The 25760-nt window shown below is 51.2% G+C and carries 19 protein-coding genes; 17 read left to right on the top strand and 2 right to left on the bottom strand.

Going from position 1 to position 25760, the window contains the following annotated elements; translation table 11 throughout:
• Positions 1-131 precede the first annotated feature (131 nt).
• From ABC831_RS00460 to ABC831_RS00440, 5 genes are all read left to right on the top strand, one after another.
• Positions 132-1460, top strand: a complete 1329-nt coding sequence (locus tag ABC831_RS00460) for an ABC transporter substrate-binding protein (RefSeq protein ID WP_343246329.1) — start codon at positions 132-134, stop codon at positions 1458-1460.
• A gap of 117 nt (positions 1461-1577) precedes the next feature.
• A complete protein-coding gene (locus ABC831_RS00455; RefSeq protein ID WP_343246328.1) occupies positions 1578-2474 on the top strand; it encodes a carbohydrate ABC transporter permease in 897 nt (298 codons plus the stop codon).
• A 10-nt stretch (positions 2475-2484) separates the two neighbouring features.
• Positions 2485-3342, top strand: a complete 858-nt coding sequence (locus tag ABC831_RS00450) for a carbohydrate ABC transporter permease (RefSeq protein WP_343246327.1) — start codon at positions 2485-2487, stop codon at positions 3340-3342.
• A gap of 50 nt (positions 3343-3392) precedes the next feature.
• Positions 3393-6203, top strand: coding sequence for an alpha-L-rhamnosidase-related protein (locus ABC831_RS00445; RefSeq protein WP_343246326.1), 2811 nt, complete (start codon positions 3393-3395; stop codon positions 6201-6203).
• Positions 6204-6225: 22 nt separating this feature from the next.
• Positions 6226-9486, top strand: coding sequence for an alpha-mannosidase (locus tag ABC831_RS00440; RefSeq protein ID WP_343246325.1), 3261 nt, complete (start codon positions 6226-6228; stop codon positions 9484-9486).
• Between the two features lie 238 nt (positions 9487-9724).
• On the opposite strand, the gene ABC831_RS00435 is transcribed toward ABC831_RS00440, so the two are convergent.
• Complete coding sequence (locus tag ABC831_RS00435) at positions 9725-10489, bottom strand: IclR family transcriptional regulator (RefSeq protein ID WP_343246324.1); 765 nt, start codon at positions 10487-10489, stop codon at positions 9725-9727.
• A 263-nt stretch (positions 10490-10752) separates the two neighbouring features.
• On the opposite strand from ABC831_RS00435, the gene ABC831_RS00430 reads away from it, so the two are divergent.
• The 9 genes from ABC831_RS00430 (at position 10753) to ABC831_RS00390 (ending at position 20219) form a co-directional block, all read left to right on the top strand.
• On the top strand, positions 10753-11688 hold the full coding sequence (locus ABC831_RS00430; protein WP_343246323.1) for a dihydrodipicolinate synthase family protein: 936 nt from the start codon (positions 10753-10755) through the stop codon (positions 11686-11688).
• Entirely contained in the window at positions 11685-13085 is a 1401-nt protein-coding gene (locus ABC831_RS00425; RefSeq protein ID WP_343246322.1) for an ABC transporter substrate-binding protein, read from the top strand. Before ABC831_RS00430 ends, ABC831_RS00425 begins: the two co-directional genes overlap by 4 nt.
• Before the next feature lie 67 nt (positions 13086-13152).
• Positions 13153-14028 (top strand): carbohydrate ABC transporter permease, encoded by an 876-nt coding sequence (locus tag ABC831_RS00420; RefSeq protein WP_343246321.1) that lies wholly within the window; start codon positions 13153-13155, stop codon positions 14026-14028.
• Between the two features lie 46 nt (positions 14029-14074).
• Positions 14075-14878 (top strand): carbohydrate ABC transporter permease, encoded by an 804-nt coding sequence (locus tag ABC831_RS00415; protein ID WP_343246320.1) that lies wholly within the window; start codon positions 14075-14077, stop codon positions 14876-14878.
• A 440-nt stretch (positions 14879-15318) separates the two neighbouring features.
• Positions 15319-16356 (top strand): Gfo/Idh/MocA family protein, encoded by a 1038-nt coding sequence (locus ABC831_RS00410; RefSeq protein ID WP_343246319.1) that lies wholly within the window; start codon positions 15319-15321, stop codon positions 16354-16356.
• The gene (locus ABC831_RS00405) at positions 16346-17314 is read left to right on the top strand and encodes a Gfo/Idh/MocA family protein (RefSeq protein ID WP_343246318.1); all 969 of its coding nucleotides are present in this window, start codon (positions 16346-16348) and stop codon (positions 17312-17314) included. Before ABC831_RS00410 ends, ABC831_RS00405 begins: the two co-directional genes overlap by 11 nt.
• Positions 17315-17411: 97 nt before the next feature.
• A complete protein-coding gene (locus ABC831_RS00400) occupies positions 17412-18587 on the top strand; it encodes a mandelate racemase/muconate lactonizing enzyme family protein (protein WP_343246317.1) in 1176 nt (391 codons plus the stop codon).
• A 12-nt stretch (positions 18588-18599) separates the two neighbouring features.
• Complete coding sequence (locus ABC831_RS00395; protein ID WP_343246316.1) at positions 18600-19283, top strand: N-acyl homoserine lactonase family protein; 684 nt, start codon at positions 18600-18602, stop codon at positions 19281-19283.
• Positions 19284-19325: 42 nt separating this feature from the next.
• Positions 19326-20219, top strand: coding sequence for a dihydrodipicolinate synthase family protein (locus tag ABC831_RS00390; RefSeq protein WP_343246315.1), 894 nt, complete (start codon positions 19326-19328; stop codon positions 20217-20219).
• Positions 20220-20476: 257 nt separating this feature from the next.
• Here ABC831_RS00390 and ABC831_RS00385 read toward each other — a convergent pair whose 3' ends face one another.
• A complete protein-coding gene (locus ABC831_RS00385; RefSeq protein ID WP_343246314.1) occupies positions 20477-22507 on the bottom strand; it encodes an oxidoreductase in 2031 nt (676 codons plus the stop codon).
• Between the two features lie 313 nt (positions 22508-22820).
• Between ABC831_RS00385 and ABC831_RS00380 the strand changes: the two genes are divergently transcribed.
• From ABC831_RS00380 to ABC831_RS00370, 3 genes are read left to right on the top strand one after another with little or no spacing between them, the layout of a single operon-like run.
• Positions 22821-23747, top strand: coding sequence for an alpha/beta hydrolase (locus ABC831_RS00380; protein WP_343246313.1), 927 nt, complete (start codon positions 22821-22823; stop codon positions 23745-23747).
• Positions 23748-23753: 6 nt separating this feature from the next.
• The gene (locus tag ABC831_RS00375; RefSeq protein ID WP_343246312.1) at positions 23754-25568 is read left to right on the top strand and encodes a DUF6320 domain-containing protein; all 1815 of its coding nucleotides are present in this window, start codon (positions 23754-23756) and stop codon (positions 25566-25568) included.
• Positions 25565-25726, top strand: a complete 162-nt coding sequence (locus tag ABC831_RS00370; RefSeq protein WP_343246311.1) for a hypothetical protein — start codon at positions 25565-25567, stop codon at positions 25724-25726. The genes ABC831_RS00375 and ABC831_RS00370 overlap by 4 nt, the downstream gene beginning before the upstream one ends.
• Positions 25727-25760 lie beyond the last annotated feature (34 nt).

Genomic DNA, 25760 nt, shown 5'->3' with positions numbered 1-25760 from the left:
TATGGGATGATTACCAGTTGTGTGAAAAAGTGAATCAACCTATTGAAAATGGAAATGGTGTAAAACTGCCGCGGATGTTATGTTTGTATCGTAAGTATTCACAATCAGGAAAGAAAAGGGAGGTAATGAACATGATGAAAAGAAGGTGGCTCAGTGTATTGTTAACAGCCTGTCTGGCGGCAGGGATTCTATCCGGCTGCGGTACAAAGGCTGAGGAAACAGCCGCACCTGACGAAGCGGATACGCAGACGCAGGCTCCGGCGCAGACGGCCCCGGAAGCTTCACCTGCTGCGGCAGAAGGCAGTGTGGGCGGTTCCCTGGTTATCTGGGAGCACACCGCTCAGTTTGAGGAACCCCTGAAGGCGGTAATCGAAGGGTTCAATGCCAAGTATCCCGATGTTGAAGTAGAATACCAGATCAAGACCAGTGACCAGTATTATAACCTTCTGCAGACGGCGATCCAGGCAGGGGACGCGCCGGATCTGTTCTGGACAAACGGAACAGCCACTACCAATATGCAGACCTACGCCAAAGAAGGCGTCCTCATGGATCTGACGGACCTGGTGGACTTTTCCCTCTATGAAGGCAGCAGCGCTATGTCGATCTGTACGATAGACGGGAAAGTCTGGTCTACGCCCACGGCGGAAGTCGGAGGCAGGGCTTGCTTCTACAATAAGGATATCTTCAAGGAGGTTGGAATCGAGGTTCCCAAGACATTCAGCGAATTTGACAGCTCCCTGGAGAAGATCGCGGCCGCTGGCTATGTCCCCATCGCGTTCGGAGCCTCCGATCCCTGGGAGATCCTGTTCCAGTTCGAACCCCTTCTGGCCGCCATGCACATAGACTGGCTGGATGAGTACCAGGAGAAAGGAACTGTGGCGGTGAATGATAAGAGAGTGGTGGAAGTCTTTGAAAAAATGCTTGAATGGGCGGACAAGGGGTATTATGGCGTGGGTTATACAGGAATAGATGGCTCCGGTGCGCTGCTGGCTCTCTCTACAGGGAAGGCGGCCATGTGTATCGATGGAACATGGAACGTACAGACGATCCAGGAGAATAATCCGGATCTGAACCTGGGAGCGTTCCAGGTGCCCTGTGAGGACGGAACCAGACCGTTCGTGGGGACCAATTCCAATGGCTTTTCCATAAACGCGAAGACGGAGAATCCGGACGCGGCGGTTGCGTTTGCTAATTATTTTGCTTCCCTGGAAGGACAGACAGCCTGGCTGAATGTGCTGAACAGTGTGCCGATGACGGAAAAGATCGTTTCCTCCAACGAAGTCATCAATGAGATTGCCAGGTTTGACAAACAGGTGGAAAGCTATTACAGCATACTGGGATACCTGGAAGGAGACGGGGAGAGCCCCAGAAACATATGGGAAGAGGATCAGACGAAGGTGTTCTCCGGAGGATTGACTCCGCAGGAATTTACAGACGAACTTCAAGCCCTGTTAAAGTAAAGGAACGGTTAGCCACTGCATAGATTGGGCCTGGCGTGTTCGGAGAGTCGGACTGTCTGAACGCGTCAGGCCCGGTCTGGGTTTTGAGTGCAAAAAGGCATAGGAATGGAGGAAAAAATGAGAAAAAAGCGGTCCTATATCGGATTTATAACTCCGGGCTTTATACTATATACAGTTTTTATGATCCTGCCGATTCTCTGCGCGGCTTACTTTAGTCTGTTTGACTGGGGCGGATTCGGCGAGATGAAATTTATCGGTCTGGATAATTTTCAAAAATTATTCTTTGATAAAAGAATGTCCGGCATTTTTTTTAACGCGCTGGGCAATAACATGAAATATTTGTTATGCGTGCTGTTGATTATCACGCCGCTGCAGATCCTGTTTGCTTACGTTCTGTATATAAAGATACCTTTACACAAATATATCAGGTTCATGATCTTTCTGCCCTACGTGATCAGCACTTCCATTGTGGGATTTTTTGCGATCCTGCTGTTTGATGCCAACATAGGGATTTTAAACGATGTGCTGGGGAAGATCGGGGGGCAAAGCGCGAAGCTGGCCTGGATGGGGGATCAGAATCTGGTATTTAAGGTGTTTGTCTGTGTGATCATCTGGGCATGTATCGGGGCGGGTATGATGATTTTTTATGCCAATATGCAGGAGATCTCCCCGGACGTGATCGAGTCGGCTACCATAGACGGTGCCGGCGAGGTAAAAAAGTTCTTTTATGTAGTGCTTCCCATGCTGAAGTCATCCCTGTCCACGAACCTGACCTTAAGCGTCATCTATGCGCTGACAATGTTTGATATCCCTTATGTGCTGGTTGGGCCGCAGGGGGGCGTGAACAACAGTCTGGATTTTGTAAATATGGTATTTTACAGATATGCGTTCGGGGGTACCTATTTCGGGGAGACATCGATCGGATTCGGCTCCTCGATCAGTATCACCATGTTTGTAATTATCATGGCATTCTCACTGGCTGTCCGGGCGGTCATGAAGAAAATGGAAAGCTGAGGTGCGTATCATGAAAAAAACGAAAAGCTCTGGCACACATCCCCATCATAAGCCGAAGGGATTACAGTGGGCAATCACGGCCATTCTCCTGCTGTACTCGCTGATCGCCATCTTTCTGATCGGAAATACCATTCTATCCTCTTTCAAGACAAAATCGGATCTGATCAGCAATATGGTGGGAATACCGGAAAAATTTACAATGCAGAATTATCACACTGTCCTGATCGAAGAACATTTTGGACGTTACTTTTTAAACAGCGTGGTACTGGTGTCGGTGTCGCTGCTGTGCCTGATCGCGGTTGCGTCTATGACCGCTTATGGTCTGGTGCAGTACGAGTTTAAGGGCAGGGGATTCCTGCAGGCCTATTTCCTGGTGGGGTTAATGTTCCCGATTCAGCTCGGCATCCTTCCTATCTTTATCATGATGACGAAGCTGCATCTGAATAATACGCTGCCGGGCATGATATTGATATACACGGCCAATCTGTCATTTTCCGTATTTGTATTCTCTAATTTTTTCAAGGGAATCCCCATATCGCTGATTGAATCCGCCAGGATAGACGGAGGATCGGAATTCCGTATATTTTTGAGTATCGTGCTGCCCATCTCCAAACCGGTTATATCAACGGTAGGACTGTTAAGCTTTGTCCAGCTGTGGAACGACTTCTTTATGCCGCTGGTATTCCTGACCAAGAAGAATGTGCGGACACTAACTCTGGCGGTATATAATTATACGGCAGATTTCCTGGCCAACTGGGATAAAATATTTGCTGCGGTGACGGTTGCCCTGATACCGATCATTCTCGTATATATTCTGTTCTCGGAACAGATTGTGGCCGGTCTGACCGGCGGGGCGGTAAAAGAATAGGGCAGCCGGAGAGGGAAAAATAGGTGAAGGCTAAAGAAGGGGATAAGATTATGGAAATGAAATGGATCTGGGCAAGGAATGCCGGCGAAGAGAATGTAAGGGTGTGTTTCCTGGGGGAATTTGTGCTGGACAGCGGGGAGGAACAGGCGAGTGTTCAGATCTGCGCGTCCACCCGGTATATCTTATATATAAACGGAGAAAAGATCGGGCAGGGTCCGATACGTTCCGGTAAAAAGACCGGGTATCTGGACTGCTGGGATATTGGCAGCGCCTGTGTGAAAGGGCTCAATTATATCCAAATAAGGGTCTGGAGTTACGGCTGGTCCACCTACCAGTCGCTTTTCGCAGAAGGAGGAGTCTGCTATCGCGTGGAAGCGGGCGGCAGGCTGCTGGCGGTATCGGACGAACAGGTCCGGTGCGCAAAGGATAAAGGGCATCAAAGCTATGCCCCGAAGAGAAATGTAAATCTGGGATTCACGGATTATTATGACGCCCGCTGCTTTGACAGTTCCTCGCTTTTTTCACCGGAAACTTGTTCCGGGTGGGAGAGGGCCAGGATCAGCCATATGCCTTTTGAGAATCTGGAAGAGCGGCCGGTCCTGCCCTTCCATATGCAGGAAATCTTCCCAAAGAGGCTGCTGCATATCCAGGAGGTGTCAAAGACCGCGCTGTCGGTCAGTATCAATACGCGCGATGCGTTTTTTCCGGGCAGGCAGGATGCGGATGAAACGATTTTCCTGGGATATCTGGGTTCTGTTATAAACTGTGAGAGGGATATGAAAGGGATGATTTCTTTTCCCAACCGCTCCTGGAATGGATTACTTGGGAGCTTTTGCATCGACGGTTCGCTGTACCGGGTTACGGACCGGGACCGGTCGGTGGAGGTGGAGCTGACAGCGGGCGCACATTTTTTCCTGATGCAGCTGGCCGGTAAATTCGATGATTTATACTGTCATATGGAATTTGCCTTCCCCGGTGCGCTGGCCTTTGGTGATGGCGGGAAGCATCAGTTTTTTACAGCCGGGCCTTATGCACGCCTTACTTCCGGGACGGACGGCCGGGCACGGATCTATAATGATTTTGAACCTGAGGATGGAGAAAAAAAGGGGCTGTTTTGCCTGGATACCTTTGAAGAATTTGAAAAACAGGCGGGAAATATCGTCTGGGTAGATGAAAAATATGTTTTTATGGATAGTTATCTGCTGTCCATGGCCAGAACGGAAAAGGTGGTCAGGGAATTAAGCGTCCGGGTGGATAATCTGGGTATTCTCTGGAACAACCAACAGGATACCCGGATCAGTCCGCCCAAACAGGGGGACTATAAACGTCTGCTGCTGGATTTTGGAGACGAATATGTGGGAACTTTCTCATTTACCCTGCGGGCGGCCGCCGGGACGGTGCTGGATATATACTGTTACGAGAATCACTATGAGGATCAGCCGGATTATACCATTGGGCTTAATAACGGTGTCCGCTATATCTGCCGGGAGGGATGGCAGACCTATGCCTGTATGGCGCGGACCGGCGTGCGGTACGCGCTGCTCACATTCCGTGATCAGGCCCAGGAGGTGCGCATCCGCAGGTTTTCCCTGGAATACGCGGTCTATCCCATGAGCGGCCAGGCTGAATTTTCGTGCAGCGACTATGAGCTGAACAGAATCTGGGAGATGTGCAGTCATACACACCAGCTCTGTATGGAGGATACCTTTACCGACTGTCCGGCATATGAGCAGGCTTACTGGATCGGGGACGCCCAGTTAAGCTCAACGATTAACGGCTGTATCTCGGGAAATTATGAGCTCATGCGCCATAATCTTTGCTTCGCCGTAAATGCTCTGGAGAATACAGGTCTCATGAATGCACTGACGCCCACAGACTGGAACACGTCTATTCCATTGTGGGCGATGAACTGGTGTATCGCTATCCGGGACTATGCGGCGCTTACAAATGACACAGGGATAATCGCCGAACTCTATCCGCATGTGAAAGAGATGCTTACTGCGTATGCAGCGCTTATCACAGAGGAGGGGCTGTTCCTGATCAGCAGCTGGAACCTGATCGACTGGGCGGACCTGGATATCAGGGACAACCAGGGAGTGGTGACAGGGCAGCAGGCCGCTCTGTCTTATTGCTACAAAATCGGGGAAGGCTTTGCTGAAAGAATGAAGGACGCAGCAGGGCAAAGATTCTTCAGGGAATGCCGGGATAAGCTGCTTCGTGGGATCGGGGAGAATCTGTGGGACAGCGATAGGAGCTGCTATTACGACGGCTTTACCCGGGAGGAGGGATATTCGAAGACAGCCAGCATCCAGACCCATGCGCTGCTGTACCTGTACGATGCTATTTCAGACCCTGAACGCCGGAAGCAGACAGCGGAATATCTGATACAACCGCCGGATTATTTTGTAAAAGCAGGCTCTCCGTTCATGCTCTATTATGTCTATGAATGTCTGGACCGGATCGGGGAACAGGGCAGGATTCTTGAGGATATCCGGGATAAATGGCTCAGGATGCTTTCCTTCGATACCACCACCTGCTGGGAGGTATTCCCGGGTTTTTATGAGGAGGACCGCACCAGAAGCTATTGCCATTCCTGGTCTGCGTCTCCGGTTTTGTTCTTGCAGAGGCTGATACTGGGTATAAGACCGCTTGAAGAAGATTTTTCCGGGATCTGCGTAGAACTGCCCGAAGCCCCCATCACCTGGTGCAGGGGTTCCATGCCGACGGTTCGGGGAACCATCTTCCTGTGGTGGAACCGGGAGGAGAAGAGGATGAAGGTGCGCGTCCCGGAGGGCACGGAAGTGGAACTTAAGGTACCGGATGACTGGAAGGTGGAAATGACGGAGACATCGGAAGATTAGAACAAAGAAGGAGGAAGAAAAGGTGGATGCCTTCACGGAGAAGAGGATTGAAAAGATCCTGGGAGTGCTGGAGTCCGGCCGCCGGCCTGTCAGTATCCCGGCCGCGGGGTGGCGTTTTACGAAACGGCATTTTCCTGTGTCAGACCGGGCTTTGGTCACCGGGACGCAGAACTGGGACAGGGAGCCGGTTATACCTGCTGAGTGGGAGGAATGCACGGATAACCGGACTTATGAGGGAATGGGAACCTACTATGCATTTTGGAACCGTATCCCCATAGCCAAAGACCTGCGGGCGGAACATCTGGAGCTGGTAATCGAGACAGGGCCGGAAGGACGCTGGGATGCTTCCAACCCTCAGGGGGCGGTATACATAAATGGAGAACTTGCCCAGGGGCTGGATGTGAACCACACCAGCGTCTTTATAAAAGGGAAAGACACAGGGGCCGCGTATACGGACGGGCCGGAGTACTGCGAAGTACTGATACTGCTGTACAGCGGGGAGGAGGCCCGGGAATTTCCTTTTCACGCGCGTCTGTGCGCGGTAGATGACAGGACCGAGGAATTTTACTATGATCTGCTGGTGCCCTGGCAGTGCGCCCGCCTGATGGAAAAAGAGGAGACGCAGTACCAGCGGCTGATGGAAGTGCTGAACGGTACGGTTAACCGGCTGGATCTTCGGAGAATAGGGAGCAGGGAATATTATGACAGTCTTAAGGAGGCGGACCGCTATCTGATGGGCGCGCTTGAGGATATGTACAGTATGGACAAAATGCCTCAGGCTTACTGCGTGGGACACACCCACATTGATATCGCCTGGCTGTGGACGGTAGAGGTAACCAGGGAAAAGGCGGCCAGAAGTTTTTCTACGGTACTGTCGCTGATGAACCGGTATCCGGAGTACCGGTTCCTGTCCAGTCAGCCGATTCTGTATGAGTTTGTGAAGGAAAATCAACCCGAATTATACGGGAGAATACAAAAACGCATAGAGGAAGGGCGCTGGGAGGCGGAGGGCGGAATGTACCTGGAGCCTGACTGTACCCTGACGTCAGGCGAGTCATTAGTCCGCCAGCTCTTGTACGGCATAGGTTTTTTTGAAAAAGAATTCGGGAAGAAGAGCAGGATACTGTGGCTGCCGGATACCTTCGGCTTCTGCGGTACCCTGCCGCAGATCATGCGCCAGTGCGGAATAAACTGGTTCGCGACGACGAAGATCAGCTGGAACGAGACGAACCGGTTCCCATACGATACCTTTTACTGGGAGGGAATCGACGGCAGCAGAGTCCTGGCCCATATGATACCGACCAGGGACTACGAAACCCCGGGGCGCAGGATACGGACGGATCAGGAACATCATTCGGAATTTACGACCAATTACAACGGCTGCCTGAATCCGGCGCAGATCAAGGGAGGATGGCAGCGGTACCAGCAAAAGTCCTGCAGCTCCGGCTTCCTGTGTTCTTACGGTTATGGAGACGGCGGAGGCGGCCCCACCCAGGATATGCTGGAGACGGAGAAGCGCCTGCGCAGGGGAATGGGCGGCTGTCCTTGCACCAGGCTGTCTACAGCAGGGCAGTTCTTTGCCGGCCTTGAAAGAGAACTAAGCGGAAATCCCGCTGTTCCGGTATGGTCCGGGGAATTGTATCTGGAATACCACCGGGGCACCTACACTTCTGTGGCAAAAAATAAAAGGCTGAACCGGAAACATGAATTCCATCTGCTAAACCTGGAATGTCTGCTGGTCCTGGCGGAACAGTATCTCCAACTGCCCTATCCGGCCAAAGAGATGGAAGCCATGTGGCGGATACTGATGCAAAACCAGTTCCACGATATCCTTCCAGGGTCTGCCATAAAGGAAGTGTATGAGAACTCTTGGAGGGAATATGATCTTTTGGAGCAGAGGGAAGAGGTGCTGGAGAAACGAATATCCGACCGGTTAAACGTCCTGTTCCCGGACGGCGGCGTACTGATCTATAACCCTAATGGGTTTGAGGACAGCTGTCTTGTCCAGATCCCCGGTGACGGCGGCTTTGGCACGGATGGGACGGCTGTGAAACCCGGAGATTGGATCGTGTCCGGGCGGATACCGGCCAAGGGCTGTTGTTTTTATACGGACAAGGAGCTGGAACAGCGGAAAGTCAAGGATGGGCCGGCCGGCTTTTCAGTCGAAGGCAGGAAAATAAAGACTCCCTGGTATTCTCTGGAATTCGATGAAAACGGATGGTTTCAGTCCATCTATGACAGCCAGAACCAAAGGGAACTGGTCCCGGCGGGAAGACGGATGAATGTCCTTACTATATACGAGGACATCCCTTATGATTTTGACAACTGGAACCTGTACTCTTATTACCGGGACAAAGCCTATTATCCGGAAGCCGGCAGCAGCTTTGAGGTTCGGAGGCGGGACAGCGGGATTCTGGAGGTATACCTGACGTGGAAATACCAGTCTTCGCGAATCGAAGAGACCATCCGGCTGTATAAAGACAGCAGGCGCATCGACATTTCAGCGGAGATTGACTGGCAGGAGAGCAGGCAGTTCCTGAAAGCAGAATTTCCGGTAGATATTAACAGCAGGGAAGCGGTCTTTGATATTCCATACGGTAACATCACCCGGAGCACCACGGAAAACACCTCCTGGGACCAGGCGAAATTCGAAGTTCCCTACCAAAAATGGATGGATATATCGGAGGGAGGTTTTGGAATCAGCTTCCTGAACGATTGTAAGTACGGGGTAAGTATCCGGCAGGGTGTGGTCGGTCTGTCTCTTGTCAAATCGGGGGGCTATCCTTACCCGGAGGCGGACAGGGGGAGGCACCGGTTTATTTACTCCATATATCCTCATGCCGGAGATTTCCGCCAGGGCGGTACCGTACGAGAGGCATACCGGCTGAACAATCCGATGCAGCTCGTGAGAATAACTGCAGGCTGTCAAAATGCAGGCCGGCATAATACAGGCCGACATGGCAGTCAGACCCGGCATATACTGCCGGGCAGGCAGGCGCAGCCCGGCGGAATATCAGATCTACGCCTGAATCTGGTGGCTTTTCAGGCAGATAATATAATCCTGGAGGCGGTTAAAAAGAGCGAGGACGGCCGAGGCTATATATTCCGGTTTTATGAGTGTTATAACCAGAGGTCTGGTCTGCGGCTGAATTTTACGGAAAAATATAGTCATGTGTACCGCTGTAACCTTTTGGAAGAACCCGTTCTGGAGCTGGAGGCGGCTGACCAGGTTTATATAGTGGATGTGAGGCCTTATGAGATCTTTACAATAAAATGCATATGAGAGGGGACTGGCATCTTTCGGCAGTAACGTCAGCCCGAACAGCAGCTGCGTGGAGAAAGGGGCCTGTCCCCGGAAGCCGGTCTGTTAGAGGAAAAAAAGCGCCTGCTACCCCGGATGCTGAACTATTCCAGTCAACAACCGGGGACAGGCCCCTTTCTCCGCGCAGCTGCTGTTCGGGCTGACGTTACTGACGAAAGATGCCAGTCCCCTCCCAATATAAATGAATCTAAGAGCATTTCTAAATATCTAATGTTGTCAGTATACTTTCTAACTGATGCTTTGCATCCATCAATATTCCCGCCATCTGATCCATATTTTCCTCACCCCGGTAGACCGGCATGGAGATGGAAAGCGCCGCAATGGTGGCGTGCTGTCTGTTCCATATAGGAGTAGCGATACACTTAATATAGGGGGAGGACTCTTCCGTCTCATAGGCCAGCTGGGTGATCCGGATCTGACGGACCTGATCCAGCAGCATTTCCAGGGAAGTGATCGTATTCGGTGTCAGGGAGATCAGTTCCTGATCCTGGTACAAGCCGCGGATTTCCTCGTCGCTGTAGCCGGAGAGCAGGGCTTTGCCGATGGCTGTGGCATGAGCCGGGATTCGCTTTCCCACGTGGGAAGCGATGCGCAGAGGCTGCTTGCTCTCATATTTATACAGGTAGACGACATCCGTGTGGTTCAGGATGGCGAAATGCGCAGTCTCATTACTGCGGTCCGAGACGTCGGCGGTAGTTTCCTTGGCCATCGAGTAGAACGGGTTCGATGACAGATAGGAGTTTCCAACTTCAAAACACTTTAAACCGATACTATACTCGCTGTAGTTCGGTTTTTTTGTGAGAAAATCCAGATTGCTCAGGGTCAATACCAGGTTGTGGACGGTACTCTTGGGAAGGTCGGTTACATCGCAGATTTCTTTAAAGGTAACAGGGCGGCTGGATGTAGCTACAAATTCCAGTATTTCCAAAGAGTGCTGCAGAATTCGATGGTTTTTAACGTCCATTTTCATATCCTCCGATTCATATATATGAATAACGTATATATACTATACAATAAATTGGAAGGTAAAACAAGAAATAACTGGTTGATTATGTAAAATATTTCATTAGTTCTATTAAATATGTAAAATATGCATAAAAAATGATCTGCAATTTGAGAAATATATACATATTGACTTAGCATAAAAATTCGGTTAAATTATATATAAACATAATACATAAATAAATATATAGTTCATATATATGAACAGGAAGAGAGGAACAATATATGGAGAAGCTTGTTCCGAAAGGAAATTATGGAGTGGTCATGACCCCATTCCGGGAGGACGGCACGCTGGACGAAAAGCTTCTGAGACAGGAGTTTCTGTACTGCAATACGACCAATGCGGCAGGATTGCTTCTGTGCGGCTCGACCAGCGAATTTATCTATCTGGAACTCGATCAGGCGAAAAGAGTGTATCAATTGGGAAAGGAGTGTGTAAGTAAAGAGAAAGTATTAATCGGAGGAGCGGGAGGAGCCAACGAACACCAGGTAATGGAACGGCTGATATACCTGGCGGATATCGGTTATACCTACGCGATTATCTGTCCCCCCTATTATTATCCTCAAAAACCGGATGACATCTATGACTTCTACCGGAACATATCAGCCAGAGCACCCACGGGATTAAAGCTTATGCTGTACAATATCCCGTTTTGCTCCCCTGGAATTCCGCTTTCCATCTTACCCAGGCTTCTGGAACTTGAGAATATCGTGGGAATGAAGGACAGCAGCGGCGATATGCTGTATTTTACCAAAGCGGTGAGTATGGCGCAGGAGCGCCGGCCGGAATTTGCCATATTCACCGGCCAGGATTCTACATTTCTGCCAAGCCTCACTGTGGGAGGGCATGGATGCATGTCTGCCCTGGTCTGGATGCTGGACACGGATTTCTCGATCCTCAGGCTGTTTGAAGAAAACGAGATGAAGAAGGCAGGAGAAATACAGATGCAGCTGATCCGGTTAGTCCGGCTGCTGGACCATATTAGTTTTCCGGAAAATTACAGAGCTTTATCCGGAGTACTGGGAATTCCGATGGGGACTCCTCAGCGAAGTTTTCACGGTTTGCAGGGCGAGGAATATGATCGCTGGGAAGCAGCAGTTCGTAACACATTAAGGTACATACAACCAAAGGAAATAGAAAGAAGGAGGTCTTTTGTATGAAAAAGTTATTGAGTGTATGGTTGATCGCAGCGATGCTGGCAGGATGTCTGATCGGCTGCGGAAACTCCGGCGGGGAGAAGGCGGGGGATGCGTCCGCAGTGACACCGCCGGCAGCGGACGCTGCAGGAACAGGGACAGAGGCGCCGGCCGACAGTACTTCCGGTGAAGTTGTGGAAATTCAATTTTTCCATACCACCTGGGTAGAAGGAATGCTGGATATTCTGGAAGAAGCCATCGCAGGTTTTGAGAAAGAACATCCGAATATTAAGATCGTGGAGACCCGGACCAGCTGGACCGACGCTCCCTCACAGCTGATGACATCCATTGCCGGCGGAACCGCTCCGGATCTGATCATGTGTAATCCCAGTATGCTGGCCCAGTTCCGGGGGATCGGCGCCCTGGCGGACATGACCGATCTGGTACCCCAGGAGCTGCTGGACAGTATGCTTCCCAGCGCGATACAGATGGTGACTACGGAAGAGGGCAAGATCGACGGGCTGCCGCAGGAGGGGTGTAACTGGGCCCTGTTCTATCGGAAAGACCTGTTTGAGGAAGCCGGTCTGGATCCTGAGAAGCCGCCCAAGACCTGGGATGAATTCCTGGAATGTGCGAAAGCGCTGACTAAGGATACGGACGGCGACGGTAAGATCGATCAGTATGGTTACGGCTGGCCTGTACAGGCGGAGAACGCGACGGACTACTGGGTAAATTTCATGCAGATGTGCGGAGCCGATATTTCCAGCTATGCAAACGGACAATGGCAGTCAAAACTTTCGGACGACGCGGCAAAGCAGGGGACACAGATCATGGTAGATCTGGTACAGAAATACGGGGTATCCCCCAAGAGCGTGGTGGACAGCGACTGGGAGGCAGTCTGCAATATGTTCGTGGAAGGCGAAGTGGCTATGATGCACAACGGCGCATGGGTTACCGGCTCCGTAGCGGAAAAAGGTCCGGATCTGGATGGAAAATGGGGAACTGCCGTATTATTTGACGGCCCCGAGCGGGCGGCATACCGCGGACATCCGAATACATTTAATATTATGGAAGCATCAGAGCATAAACAGGAGACCTGGGAGTTCCTGGAATACTTCTATAACACCGCCAGCACCAGGGATGAAGGGCTGACGATCGCAGGTTCCTTCTGCAACGCTTCAGGGGGTATGCTGTACACCGAAGATTTCGTGGATTATGCGAGAGACCACTACAACGAGTACTTGCAGCCGTTCCTGGATGAAGTCTATGACTGTTATACCCCGCCGCTGGATCCGCAGTGGGAGACCCTGGCCAGCATGTATGGAAGATCCACGGTACAGCAGATGATTATGGGCGATGTCAGCGTGGAAGACGGCCTTAAGAATCTGGATAACCAGCTAAAACTCCTGCATGGGGAATAAAGAATCCTATGCGGTATAGAGAGCCTCCGCCGGCTTTGGCCGGCGGAGTAATTTGGAGGTTTTGGATATGAAACCAAAAACAAAAAATAAAATAACACCCTATTTGTTTTTGCTGCCTTGCGCCGTCCTGATTCTGGTTGTTTTGATCTATCCGGTATTGGAGGGGGTGAAAGACAGTTTCTACAATGAAAACCTGCTGTCGCTGGCTCCCGTAAAATTCGTGGGAATCAGCAACTATACGGCGCTGTTGAAAGATCCGATGTTTACCCACGCGCTGGGTCGGTCCGTTGTCTGGACATTGATCATTCTGGTATTCGAAATGGTATTGGGGCTGTTTTTCGCAACAATTTTAAATAAAGAAATATTCTGCAAAAAGTTTTTCCGCTGTCTGGTACTGGTTCCCTGGGTCATTCCCAACGCCATCGCCGGAATTATCTGGAAATGGTTCCTGAATGAATCCTACGGGATGATGAACTATCTGCTGAAATCAATGGGGCTTATCCAGAACAATCTGCCGTGGCTGTCGGACCAGACGTTATCCGCGGTCTCTGTCATCATGATCATTACCTGGAAGAGTATCCCGTTCGTAGCGATTACCCTGCTGGCCGGTCTTCAGGCGATCCCGAAGGATCTGTATGAGGCCGCAGAGGTGGATGGAGCGAACCACTGGCAGAGTTTCCGGTTTGTCACACTGCCCATGATTAAGAACATCGCAACGATCGTGGCGATCCTGACCTCCATCTGGAACTTCAACCAGCTGGATATCATTCAGGTGGTGACCAAAGGAGGGCCGGGTGAAGCGACACTGTCCCTGCCGGTCTATATCTACCGGCTGTTTATGCAGACATTCCAGACCAGCTACGCATCTACGGCGGCGATCATTATGATGCTGGTCATGATCGTTCCGTGCATTATCTATGTAAGAAAATTATTAAAGGGGTGAGGATAAAATGAGCAGGGCTTCAAAGAGAAAATGGAAGAAAAGGGGCATGACTCTTTTCGTTCTGATTGTTACCTTAATATTAATCCTGCCGTTTTTATGGATGATTTCCACCTCCTTTAAACAGCCGGATGAAGTCTTCTCCTCCATTCCCAAATGGCTTCCGAGAGACTTAAGCTTCAGCAATTACCTGTCGATCTGGCAGCGCAGGTACTTTACTGATTATTTTCTGAACAGCCTGATTGTCTCCGGTTTTACCATGGGAATCGCGTTGATCGTGGCCATGTTTACCGGTTATGGAATTTCCCGGTTTTCTTTCCGGGGTAAGACATTTTTCTCTGCTATGCTGATCGTGGTACAGATGTTCCCGTCCATGCTGCTGCTGATTCCGCTGTATATGATCATGAACAGCCTGGGACTTCTGGATACCCACCTGTCCATGGTGATCGCTTATACGACATTTGCGATGCCGTTCTGCAGCTGGATGATCAAAGGATACTTTGACACGATTCCGGTTTCCCTGGAAGAATCCGCCCGGATCGATGGGTGCAGCAGACTCGGGATTCTCTTTAAAATCGTCATGCCGTTAGCGGCCCCCGGAATCGTTACCGTGGCCATGTTCGCGTTTGTACTTTCCTGGCAGGAATATTTATACGCTATGACATTCGCCAGAACGGAAGGAATGCGTACCCTGACGGTGGGGATCGCATTGATGCAGGGGCAGCATGGAAGCGTGGACTGGGGACAGATTATGGCCGGATCGGTGATCGCCTGCCTTCCGGGGCTGATCCTGTTCACCTATCTGGAAAAGTATCTGGTGCAGGGCTTTACTATGGGGGCTGTTAAGGAGTAACGGGGAGTGGAGAGGAAGGGCCGGGATGAGAGGGGATGGGCGCGCCCTTTCGGAAGCGGGCGGCTGATCTCGTGTGGCCGAATCACTTCGGTCGGGCCTAAGAGTGACTAACTCCGGAGTCTGGAGAACCTCTTATTGGAAAGGCCCGGAACAAACTCGCCAAATAACGGCTCGGACAGTGTTCCAGGCCTTGCGAGGTTCTCCAGCCTCCTGCGTAAGTCACTCTAAGGACCGGCCTCAAGTGATTCGGCCACACGAGATCAGCCGCCCGCTTCCGAAAGGGCGCGCCCATCCCCTCTCATCCCTGCTTTTTATAAGGCCGTTTTCCATGTTCGGATGGGTAAGGGAGTTGAGTTGTATGCTGTAACTGTAAGGGTGTTTATGGAGCTGTGGCTGTTGTGGGTTTATTAAAGTTTTTATATTTGGATAGGGAGGATTTTATGGTACATATTGGTATTATCGGATTGGGATGGATGGGCAGACTGCATGCTGGTTATCTGAAGGAGATCGATGATTGTGTTGTCTGCGCGGTGTGCGATAAGAATGAAGAGGCGGCTCATGAAGTGGCTGCTGAATATCATGCGAGAGCTTATACAGATCATAGAAAGCTTTTGGAGGACCCGGAGGTGGATACGGTTTATATTGTTACGCCTCAGATGTTCCATTATGAGATCGCAAAGGATGTGATTAAGGCGCAGAAGAATATGCTGTGTGAGAAGCCGCTGGCATTGACTGCGGAAGAAGTTAATGATTTGAGGAGGCTTACGAAGGATTACCCGAAGAAAATCATCATCGATTTTCCGGAACGGTTTTCCGTGGCGACGCAGGAAGCCATGGCGGAGATTGGCAGCGGAGCCATAGGAGATATTATATTCATGAGAGGGAATTTCCGGTTCTGTATGAAAAAACATGCAAATACCCACGGTGCCTGGGTATTCGACAAATCAAAAGGAGGAGGCCTGATTCTGGAATCCAGTGTTCATCTGTGGGATACCGTCCGTTATATGACAGGCCGTGAGGTCGAACGGGTAGCAGCCGTAGCGCACAACAATGAACACGCCAACTTTGAGGACAGCTTTGCCTGTGTGGCATATTTAAACGGCGGAGCCATCGCGTGCATCGATATGAACGGCTGGCTTCCGGAGGACGCGGCTACGGATAAGCGGTTCGAGATTATGGGGAGTATTGGCAGCATTTATCTGGATGAGTTCAAAAATTTTATGACCATTCAGAGTGAACGGGGTGTGGAAAACAACCCCGGTATGTTTACCAGGAGCATGACCCACAAAGACGTCATGTGGCATTCTGCCATAGCGGGCGGTGTAAAACGGCTGAACGAGCATTTTATCGATTGCCTGAAGAAAGACAAAACCCCTCTGATCGGTCTGGAAGACGGAGCCAGGGCCTGCGAGATCACATGGAGTGTCGTGAAAGCCTTAGAGAGCGGAAGATTAGAGGAGGTTATCTATGGAGAATGAAAATAAGACAGTCCGAATCGGGATCGTAGGCTGCGGCAGAGTCGCAGAAAACCACGTGGAGGCCATACAAAAGACTCCTAACGCGGTTCTCACTGCTGCCGCCGGAGGCCGGAAGGCAGCGGCCTTCTGTGAAAAGTACGGGCTTACGCTTCTGGATACGAAAGACATCTGTACCAGTCCTGAGATCGACGCGCTGCTGGTCCTGACTCCCTGGGAGAAACACTGCGAATACGCGAAAGCCGCACTGGAAGCAGGCAAACATGTGCTGGTGGAAAAGCCGGTCAGCTTTGAAGCCGGGGAAATCGAAGGTATGGAACAGGCAGCTGATGAAAACAATGTGGTCTGCATGCCGGGACACAGTTACCTGTACCTGACGGAGCTTTCCAGAATCCGGCGGGAAGTGCAACAGGGAGGAATCGGAACACCGGCCTATCTTTATCTGTCGGAAACCTATTACATGGCGCCGGAATTATTTCAAAAATACGACGGTCCGGAGGTCGATGTTCTGTGTCATCAGATCTATTTATCTCTGGCGTTTTTGGGAGTGCCCAAGTCAGTCAGCGCGTTCCGGTCCGGATTCGACCGGTCTGTGGTGGAAACCGGCGGTCCGCAGATCATCGTGAACCTGAAATATGATGGGGGCTGCCTGGCACAGATCATGTTATCCTGGGCTGCGGAGGATCACACTTCAGATCCCTGGACATTCAAAGTAAAAATGTTGGGAACACAGGGCTCCATGCATTTTTCCAGACGGGATTATGTCCGCAACGTGGGAGAGAGCTACGACCAGGTGTTCTATCAGGAGATGTTTGATGCTCAGATGGATCATTTTGTCAATCACTGCATTCTCGGCGGGGAACAGCCATTATCCACGATCCGGGACGCAGGCTGGGTCTGCAGGCTGCATAACCTGATACTACAGGCGGCGGACACGGAGCAGGTCGTACAGGTTTTATGAGAGTGACATTATATATGATGAAAAAACAGCGGTAATAATTAGAGCGTTTACCTATACTGATATGTGCGGGAATACGCACGCATGGAGGAAATCAGGCATGAAAATAACCAATGTAGAAACGATTCTGCTATCCTACCGATATGAACAGGATGAAAAATGGAAATGGTCCGGAGGCGCCACTTTACAGCGCAACTGTGTGCTGGTACGGGTAACCGTAGATGATAAAATCACAGGACTCGGAGAAATCGGGGAATCCGCCTATCTGCCGCGGGCCATAGAGAAAATGATCGACTATCGTTTCAAACCCATGTTATTGGGAGAAGATCCTTTTAACATCGAAAAAATCTGGCAGAAAATGTACATCCAATCCGCCCATTATGGGCGCCGTGGGGTGATCGCCACGGTCATCAGCGGTATCGACATCGCCCTGTACGATATCATGGGGAAAATACTGAACCGGCCGGTTTACGATCTGATCGGCGGCAAATACCGGGAAAAATTCAAAGTATACGCAAGCGGGGGGATGGCAAAATCCATCGACGATCTGGCAGCGGAAGCCAAAGATTATATACAGCGCGGCTACTTCGGTTTTAAAGTGCGGATTGGAAGCGAAGACCCCTCAGAAGACATCGAACTGATACAGGAACTGCGCTCCAGAGTGGGCAGCAAACCGGCTATGCTGGTTGATGCCGGCCAATGTTACACGAATTTCCCCTGGACCTATGACACAGCGTTCCGGGTATGTAAGAAACTGGAAGGCTGCGACCTCTTCTGGCTGGAAGAACCGCTCCATCCCGATGACATCGAAGGCTTTGAACGTCTGACGGCAGCCACCAGTATACCCATCGCAGCAGGGGAAAATGAATTCGTGCGCTACGGGTATTACCCGCTGATCACCCGCCATGCGGTAGACATGATCCAGCCCGATGTCACCCGTTCCGGGGGAATCTCTGAGTGTAAGCGGATCGCGGCCATCGCTTCCGCCTGCCATATGCGCTGCGCCCCTCACATATTTGGAAGCGGTGTGGGCTTCATGGCGAACATGCACTTCCTGGCCTCCACCCCTAACGCCTTCGTGATGGAACACGACCAGACACTGAATCCGCTGCGGGAGGAATTGCTCCTGAAACCCATCGTATACAAAGACGGCTATGTAGAGCTGATTCAGGATCTTCCGGGGCTGGGCGTAGAACTGCGGGAAGAAACCATAGAGAAATATCCTTACAACGACGAGGACGCTGTGAACAAAGGAGAGTTCATTCCCATTTTCTAAGGAGGAAATGCAATGGCTTATCAGATCACGCCAATCAAAGCAGGAGAGTTCGGGATGGTCCGGGATGATATCAAGTACAAAGGCGGGTCCCCCCAGATCACAGGATACGTTCCTTCCTATATATATCTGTTACAGCAGGGAAATGACCAGTACCTGGTAGACACCAGCTTTACAGACCCGGTATTCTGTTCCCGACGGATGCAGTTAGAAGTAAACCGGGTAAAACCACTTCCGGAGCTTCTGAAGCAGCACGGCGTTATCCCGGATATGGTAAAGGGCGTTTTTTTCACCCATCTGCACTGGGACCATGCCGGCAATATAAGCCTGTTCCCCAATGCCGTTCTATACTGTCAGGAGAGGGAATATGAAGCAGCCCGTGATCCTGACGCTTACCCGCCCCAGTTCCTCACAGAATTCCGCGAAGCTTTATCCAGGCTGATTCTGTTGGAGGGGGACCAGGAACCAGTACCGGGAATACGAGTGCATCTATGCAAGGGCCACACTCCGGGATCCCAGATGATCGAGACGGACACCGAACGGGGTCCGGCCCTGATTCCGGGAGATGTTATCATGACTATGAAAAATATCACCCGGAATATACCGGTAGGCCTGGCAGTAAATCAGGACGATGCGGCAAAAGCCCTGGACTATGTTAACAGCAGAGCCTATTCGGCTATTTATCCCAGCCATGAATAATATTCTGATGAATTTTCATCAATGTGAACCGGAGGGAAAACCATGCCATTATTGAAAGGAATCATACCTGTCATTCCCACGCCATTCTCTGAAAACGGGGAAAAGGCAGACATCGAAGTATTTCAGAAACTTGTTGAACACGGGATAGAAGAAGGAGCTAACGCGCTGTGCCTGTTTGCGGCAGGGGCGGAATTCTATAAACTGACCAATGAGGAAAAGAAAGAGCTTCTGAACGCAGCGGTTGAAGTAAATCAAAGACGTATTCCCATCCTTGTCACGGTATCAGAACACGCAACCCTGTTGGCCGAGCGGGAAGCATCCTATTATCAGGAACACGGGGCCGACGCCATCAATATTATGCCCCCGTCCTTTGCTGCGCCAAGCGGCCCCATGATTGCCCGGCATCTGGTACGTGTATGCAAAAGTGTAAGGATACCTGCGATGATCCAGTATGCCCCCGCCCTGACCGGAATGACGATCGCTCAGGAAACCTTCCGTGAGATTATGGAGTCTGGAAATATACCCGAGCTATATGTAAAGCTGGAGGCATCACCCACAGGTCCTTTGATTACCTCCTTTCAGAACGCCACAAAAGGGAACTATCACATCGTCGTAGGCAACGGAGGGGAATGCATGTACGAGGCCCTCACAAGGGGGGCATGTGCGGTTATGCCCGGCCTGTCCATGGTCCGGAGATTCCGGGAAATATACGACATGTATATAGCAGGAGAGTCGGAAACCTCTTATCAATTGTTTAAGAAATTCCTGCCGTTCGTCCACTTCATGCTGCGGGATATTGAACAATTCGTAGCCATGGAAAAAATTATACTGAGGGACAGAGGCTTGCTTCCTAATGCCGTCTGCAGAGAACCTAACAACTATCCGGATCAATACACTGTCCATATACTCAGCCAATTGGTGAGAGAACTTAACTAAACGGGTAATCTTTTCTGAATACGATACCATGCACGCCCATTGGAGAGGGGACTGGCATCTTTCGGCAGTAACGTTCGCCCGAACAGCAGCTGCGCGGAGAAAGGGGCCTGTCCCCGAAAGCCGGTCTGTTAGAGGAAAAAAAGCGCCTGCTACCCCGGATGCTGAACTATTCCAGTCAACATCCGGGGACAGGCGCCGTTATTTTACATTCAGAACCACCTAAAAGGTGAATCCCATATGAACAGGCAATGCCCGCTCTAAATAGAGTAAGCCAGATCCACCGCGTCCCGTACTGCCGTCAGCACCTTTCCGATGCCGGAGCTGTCGCCCAGGTTATACAGCTCGGGGACTTTGCCCTCCAGCTCGTGATACAGCTTGTCGTTGGGTACGGCGCCGACTGCCAGGATAATCATGTCGCAGGGAATCTCAATTACGCTTACGGTACCGTCTTTTGCCGTGCGCTCTACAGTAACCACCTTGTCTTTCACGGACAAGACCTTTGTGTTCGCGTATTTCTTAACGCCCATCCGGTCCAGACCCTGAAGCAGCGGCCATGCGGTGCCCGGATCAAAGCCTTTGCCGATCTTGGGAAGTATCTCCACGATGGAGATATTCCGCAGACTGTGATTCATCAGGCCATCCAGGAATTCCCGGTTTTCCGCGTGATGGATACACAGGAAATGATACTGCTCCGGGGTAAGCGTTCCGGCTTCCGCCAGCACATGGGCGGTTTCGCAGCCTACGGTACCTCCGCCGATAATGACGACGTTCTTTCCGGGGATGACTTCCCTTGCCAGAATCTGATGTGCCGTATATACAGGAACCGAACCGTCATCGCCTGGCAGCGGCATCGTCTTGGGAATCACACCGGTAGCGGTGATCACCACATCAAAACCGCCGGCCGCCACCTCCGCGGCATCCGCTTCTTTATTACAGACAACTTCCACACCGGATTTTGCGAGCATGTTCTCGTAATATCCGATCAATTCCATAAAATCTTTCTTGCTGGAGGGAGCCGCCACAAGCGGCAGCTGTCCGCCGATCCTTTTGTTCTTCTCCCAGAGGGTCACCTGATGGCCCCGCTGCGCCAGATTCACTGCCGCTTCTGCGCCTCCCGGGCCTCCGCCGACCACCAGAATCCGTTTTATTTTTTCCGGTGCGGGTTTATCCCGGAAGAGATACTCCCGTCCGGCTTTTCCATTTACCAGGCATTCGCCGGGCTTATCGAAGAAGGAGTTGGCCAGACATCCCTGATTGCAGCCCATACACTTGCGGATCTCACCTAGCCTGCCCTCTTTTACCTTGTTGGGCCACTGGGGGTCCGCCAGCAGGGCTCTGGCCATACTGACCATATCGCTTTTGCCCAGAGCCAGAACTTCCTCTGCCACGTAAGGATCGTTGATCCGGTTAGAAGCCGACACCGGAATCTGTACCGCCTGCTTGATCTGATGCGCCAGATATGTATAAGTCGCCGGAGGCACGTCCCCGGTAATCTGCGGAATCTGCGTCTCGTGCCAGCCGCCGGTCACATTCAGAAGATCTACACCGGCCTCCTCCACAGCCTTTGCGAAAGCTACTGTCTCCGCAAAGCCTGCGCCGCCCGGCATGAAATCATTTCCGGTAATCCGCATGAAAATAGGGAAATCAGGTCCTACCGCCCTGCGGACTGCCTGTACCACCTCCTGTCCAAAACGACAACGGTTTTCAAGGCTTCCTCCATATTCGTCCGTCCGCTTATTTGTAATCTCAGATAAGAACTGACAGATCAGATAACCGGTGCAGGCGATAATCTCCACCGCGTCGAAGCCGGCTTTTTTTGCTCTGATGGCTGCTTCAGCCCATTTTTGCTGAGTGAGCCGGATATCTTCCAGACTCATTTCCCTGCTGGTCTCACGGCTGAAGCTTGAGAAGGTCGATGATGCGGACAGCCCGGGAAGATGGTCCGGCATAGAACCGCTTCGCATATACCGCCCCGAATGATAGAGCTGTGCCCCGACTTTCGCTCCTCTTTCGTGAATACCCTCGACCAGCTCCTGGTAGCCCTCGATAAAAGAATCATCGCTCAGGCTGTCCAGACCGATGTCGCCGCCCAGATCGTCAATCCGCATACCACCGACCAGGATCATCGCAGCGCCACCCTTTGCCCTCTCATAATAGAACTCCTTCAACCGGTCGGTGGCATAACCGTGGTCCGCGTATTTCATATGGAACGCCGGCATGAGTATACGGTTTTTGAGTTCCAGTCCGTTAACAGTTAACGGTGAAAACAGATGGTGAAAATTAGTCATAAAACCCCTTTCCGCCTGCAGTTATTTTAGTCGATTCTATGTATGCAGGCTAACCATTTCCACCCTCCTAAATCCTATCTCCTATATATATTTATTATATCGCCGGGCTGATGAATTAGCAACGTTCACTTTGAGGTATATTTTTTTTAGCTGCTTATTCTGTTTGGCCCGTTTCTTGTATATAAACGGAGCATGTGCTATGATAAATAAAATAAATGATACGCAACAGAAAATGAATGGAAAAGAATCAGAAAAATCAAATCAATATAATAAGAAGCGCGGGGATAGACCCGGAGGAAGATGAGGCTGTTGGATGGCGATAAATAAAGCGATGAGGGTTGTACTGAAAGCACTGTCCTACGGGGATATCGAAGTAGAGTCGTCCCGGCAATTTGCGAATCTGAAGTCTCTGGATCCAATGAAACTGTTTTATAAGAAATATAATGGGAAGATTTATAATGAGGGACACGAGATACCGGTCCGTTTTTACATGCCGGATGAGAAGAGCCTGGAAACCGGAGGCAAGGGTAAGCCGGTGCTGTTATTCTTTCACGGCGGAGGCTGGGTGACCGAGAGCGTGGAAAATTATGACCGGGTGTGCGCCCGTATGGCGCAGGACACGGACCACGTAGTCATGTCGGTGGAATACCGGCTGGCCCCGGAGCACAGGTTTCCCACGGGGCTTCAGGACTGCTATGCGGCCGCTAAGGCTCTGTACACTCAGCAGATCATGGAGATCGACCCCGGCCGGATCACTTTGGCGGGGGACAGTGCCGGCGGCAACCTGTGTGCTGCGGTGAGCCTGATGGCCAGAGACCGGGAAGAATTTACACCTGCCCGTCAGATCCTCATATATCCTGCCTTAAACAATGACTACACGGATCAAAGCCCATATGCCTCCGTACAGGAAAATGGGCAGAGTTATCTTTTGACAGCGAAGAAGATGGAACAATATCTGGAATTATATCAGGGCAGTCCCGCAGACCGGCAGAATCCCTATTTCGCCCCCCTGTGCGAAGAAGATCTGAGCCGGCAGCCGCGGACCCTGATATTGACGGCGGAATACGATCCGCTCAGAGACGAGGGGGAAGAATACGGGAGACGACTTGAAAAGGCGGGAAACCAGGTAAGCGTATATCAGGTAAAGGACGCGCTGCACGGTTTCTTCGCACTTGGAATCAAGTACTATCACGTACAGGAGAGTTTTCAGGTGATCAATCGTTTTTTGAAGGAGGAATAAAGAAACGTGTTTCACACAAAGAGAGCTTATTGGCGGAAATTAGACAATGCGGCCAAGATCTTTCCGGCGACCAGCGGCAAACGGGATACCCGTGTATTCCGCTTCTACTGTGAGCTTCACCAGGACGTAAAACCCGAAGCCCTTCAAAAGGCTTTGGATACCACGATAGAAAAATATCCGGTATTCCTCTCTGTACTGCGCAAAGGATTCTTCTGGTATTATCTGGAGGAGAGCTCCATACGGCCGGCAGTAAAACAGGAGAGCAAGCCGCCCTGCAGTAACCTATACATTCATGACAAGAAAGGTCTGTTATTCGAAGTTACTTATTATAAGAAGAGGATCAATTTTGAAGTGTTCCACGCGCTGACCGACGGGACCGGCGCCACCCAGTTCATCCGCGAGCTGGTCAAAAACTATCTGATCGAAGCCCACGCCTCAGAAGGCCTTACCGATGAACCATTAACCGATTCATCCATCACCGTACAGGATCTGGAAGACGACAGCTTCTCAAAATACTATAGTCCGAATGACAAAAAGAAAACCAGGAAAGTGAAAGCATTCCAGCTGCACGGCCCCGGTACCCGGGACGGCGGGCTCCAGATCACGGAGGCCACCCTGTCGGTCAAAGAAGTGCTGTCCAAAGCCAGGGAATACAACGTCTCCATCACGGTTTACCTGACTGCGGTCTATCTGTGTGCGATCCACGAGGAGATGAACCGGTTCCAGGAGCGCAAACCCGTAGCACTGATGGTGCCCCTGAACTTAAGAAAGTTCTTCCCCTCCGACTCCATGCTGAACTTCTTTGGCTGGATCGAACCCAATTACCGGTTCGAATCAGGCCGTTTTGCCTTCGGGGATGTAGTTCAGGAAGTAAAACAGTATTTTTCCCATGAATTGACCAAAGACCAGGTAGCTGTCCGGATGAACGAACTGATGGGGCTGGAACGCAATCCGATCCTTAGAATCCTGCCTCTGGAGATCAAAAACTTCGGCATGAAGCTGGGCGCCCGTTTCTCAGGAAAAGACGTAACAGCAGTATTCTCCAACATGAGCGTAGTGTCCATGCCCGACCAATATATCCCGTACATCAGGCGATTCGGAGTTTTCACCAGCACACCCACCATGGAATTATGCATGTGTTCCTTCCAGGACCAGCTGGCGCTCACTTTCACATCCCGTTTCGAGAGCCGGAACATCGAGAGGAACTTCTTCCGTATCCTGAAGGAGCACGGAATCGCAAGTGAGTTCCCGGAACCCGATTTCCCGCCCCGCCAAAAAGAAAAGCTTGTGGGAAAGCGTTTCTTCCAGTGGTTCACCTTTGGCAGCATCTCCGCCGCAGTCATCACAGTCATGATAAACATGATCGTAACCCCGCGCCTATATTGGTCCCTCTTTGCCGTGGCCGGGGCATTCAGCATGTGGCTGGCGCTGGCAGTCGCCTTTTTCAAACGCCGTAACCTGCTGAAAAACTCACTCTGGCAGCTTTTTATCATAACCATCGGCTGTCTGATCTGGGACCTGTGCACCGGGTGGAACGGCTGGTCCGTGGACTACGTCCTCCCGGGCATGTGTGTCCTGATCCTGGCTTCCATGATCACCATCACCTGTGTCCAGCGCCTGAAACCCAAAGACTACATGATCTACTATGTCATAAACGCCCTCTATGGGCTTGTCCCTGTAATCCTCCTGCTGACCGGTGTGGCTGATGTGCGCTATCCATCTGTGATCTGTTCCGGTATTTGCCTGTTGAGCCTGGCTGGGCTGGTTATCTTCAATGGACGGGACTTTTTCTCTGAGCTGGGGAAGAAGCTGCATATTTGAGATTCGGACTTGAAGGGAGCGGAGGCGGCGGGGATGTTCCCACAGACGGCTGTCTGCCGGAGACATTGGCGGCCCTGGCAAACGGCAACAGCTGTTCCTGTGCTGCAGGGATCATTGGCCGTGTGCCGGGGCTGTGGGCTTGCGCCGGCAGCTGCTAAATAAAAACAGACCGGCGGGGTCAGGAACCGGGGC

It is taken from the genome of Diplocloster hominis, from assembly GCF_032380655.1.
Classification (GTDB): Bacteria; Bacillota; Clostridia; order Lachnospirales; family Lachnospiraceae; genus Diplocloster; species Diplocloster hominis.
The sequence above is the reverse complement of the archived record's forward strand: the minus strand, read 5'-3'. Positions and strand labels throughout refer to the sequence as shown.

Bases quoted from the DNA above. Each gene is read 5' to 3' on its own strand.
- ABC831_RS00460 (WP_343246329.1), top strand. From the start codon at position 132: ATGATGAAAAGAAGGTGGCTCAGTGTATTGTTAACAGCCTGTCTGGCG.
- ABC831_RS00455 (WP_343246328.1), top strand. From the start codon at position 1,578: ATGAGAAAAAAGCGGTCCTATATCGGATTTATAACTCCGGGCTTTATA.
- ABC831_RS00450 (WP_343246327.1), top strand. From the start codon at position 2,485: ATGAAAAAAACGAAAAGCTCTGGCACACATCCCCATCATAAGCCGAAG.
- ABC831_RS00445 (WP_343246326.1), top strand. From the start codon at position 3,393: ATGGAAATGAAATGGATCTGGGCAAGGAATGCCGGCGAAGAGAATGTA.
- ABC831_RS00435 (WP_343246324.1), bottom strand. From the start codon at position 10,489: ATGGACGTTAAAAACCATCGAATTCTGCAGCACTCTTTGGAAATACTG.
- ABC831_RS00430 (WP_343246323.1), top strand. From the start codon at position 10,753: ATGGAGAAGCTTGTTCCGAAAGGAAATTATGGAGTGGTCATGACCCCA.
- ABC831_RS00425 (WP_343246322.1), top strand. From the start codon at position 11,685: ATGAAAAAGTTATTGAGTGTATGGTTGATCGCAGCGATGCTGGCAGGA.
- ABC831_RS00420 (WP_343246321.1), top strand. From the start codon at position 13,153: ATGAAACCAAAAACAAAAAATAAAATAACACCCTATTTGTTTTTGCTG.
- ABC831_RS00415 (WP_343246320.1), top strand. From the start codon at position 14,075: ATGACTCTTTTCGTTCTGATTGTTACCTTAATATTAATCCTGCCGTTT.
- ABC831_RS00410 (WP_343246319.1), top strand. From the start codon at position 15,319: ATGGTACATATTGGTATTATCGGATTGGGATGGATGGGCAGACTGCAT.
- ABC831_RS00405 (WP_343246318.1), top strand. From the start codon at position 16,346: ATGGAGAATGAAAATAAGACAGTCCGAATCGGGATCGTAGGCTGCGGC.
- ABC831_RS00400 (WP_343246317.1), top strand. From the start codon at position 17,412: ATGAAAATAACCAATGTAGAAACGATTCTGCTATCCTACCGATATGAA.
- ABC831_RS00395 (WP_343246316.1), top strand. From the start codon at position 18,600: ATGGCTTATCAGATCACGCCAATCAAAGCAGGAGAGTTCGGGATGGTC.
- ABC831_RS00390 (WP_343246315.1), top strand. From the start codon at position 19,326: ATGCCATTATTGAAAGGAATCATACCTGTCATTCCCACGCCATTCTCT.
- ABC831_RS00385 (WP_343246314.1), bottom strand. From the start codon at position 22,507: ATGACTAATTTTCACCATCTGTTTTCACCGTTAACTGTTAACGGACTG.
- ABC831_RS00380 (WP_343246313.1), top strand. From the start codon at position 22,821: ATGGCGATAAATAAAGCGATGAGGGTTGTACTGAAAGCACTGTCCTAC.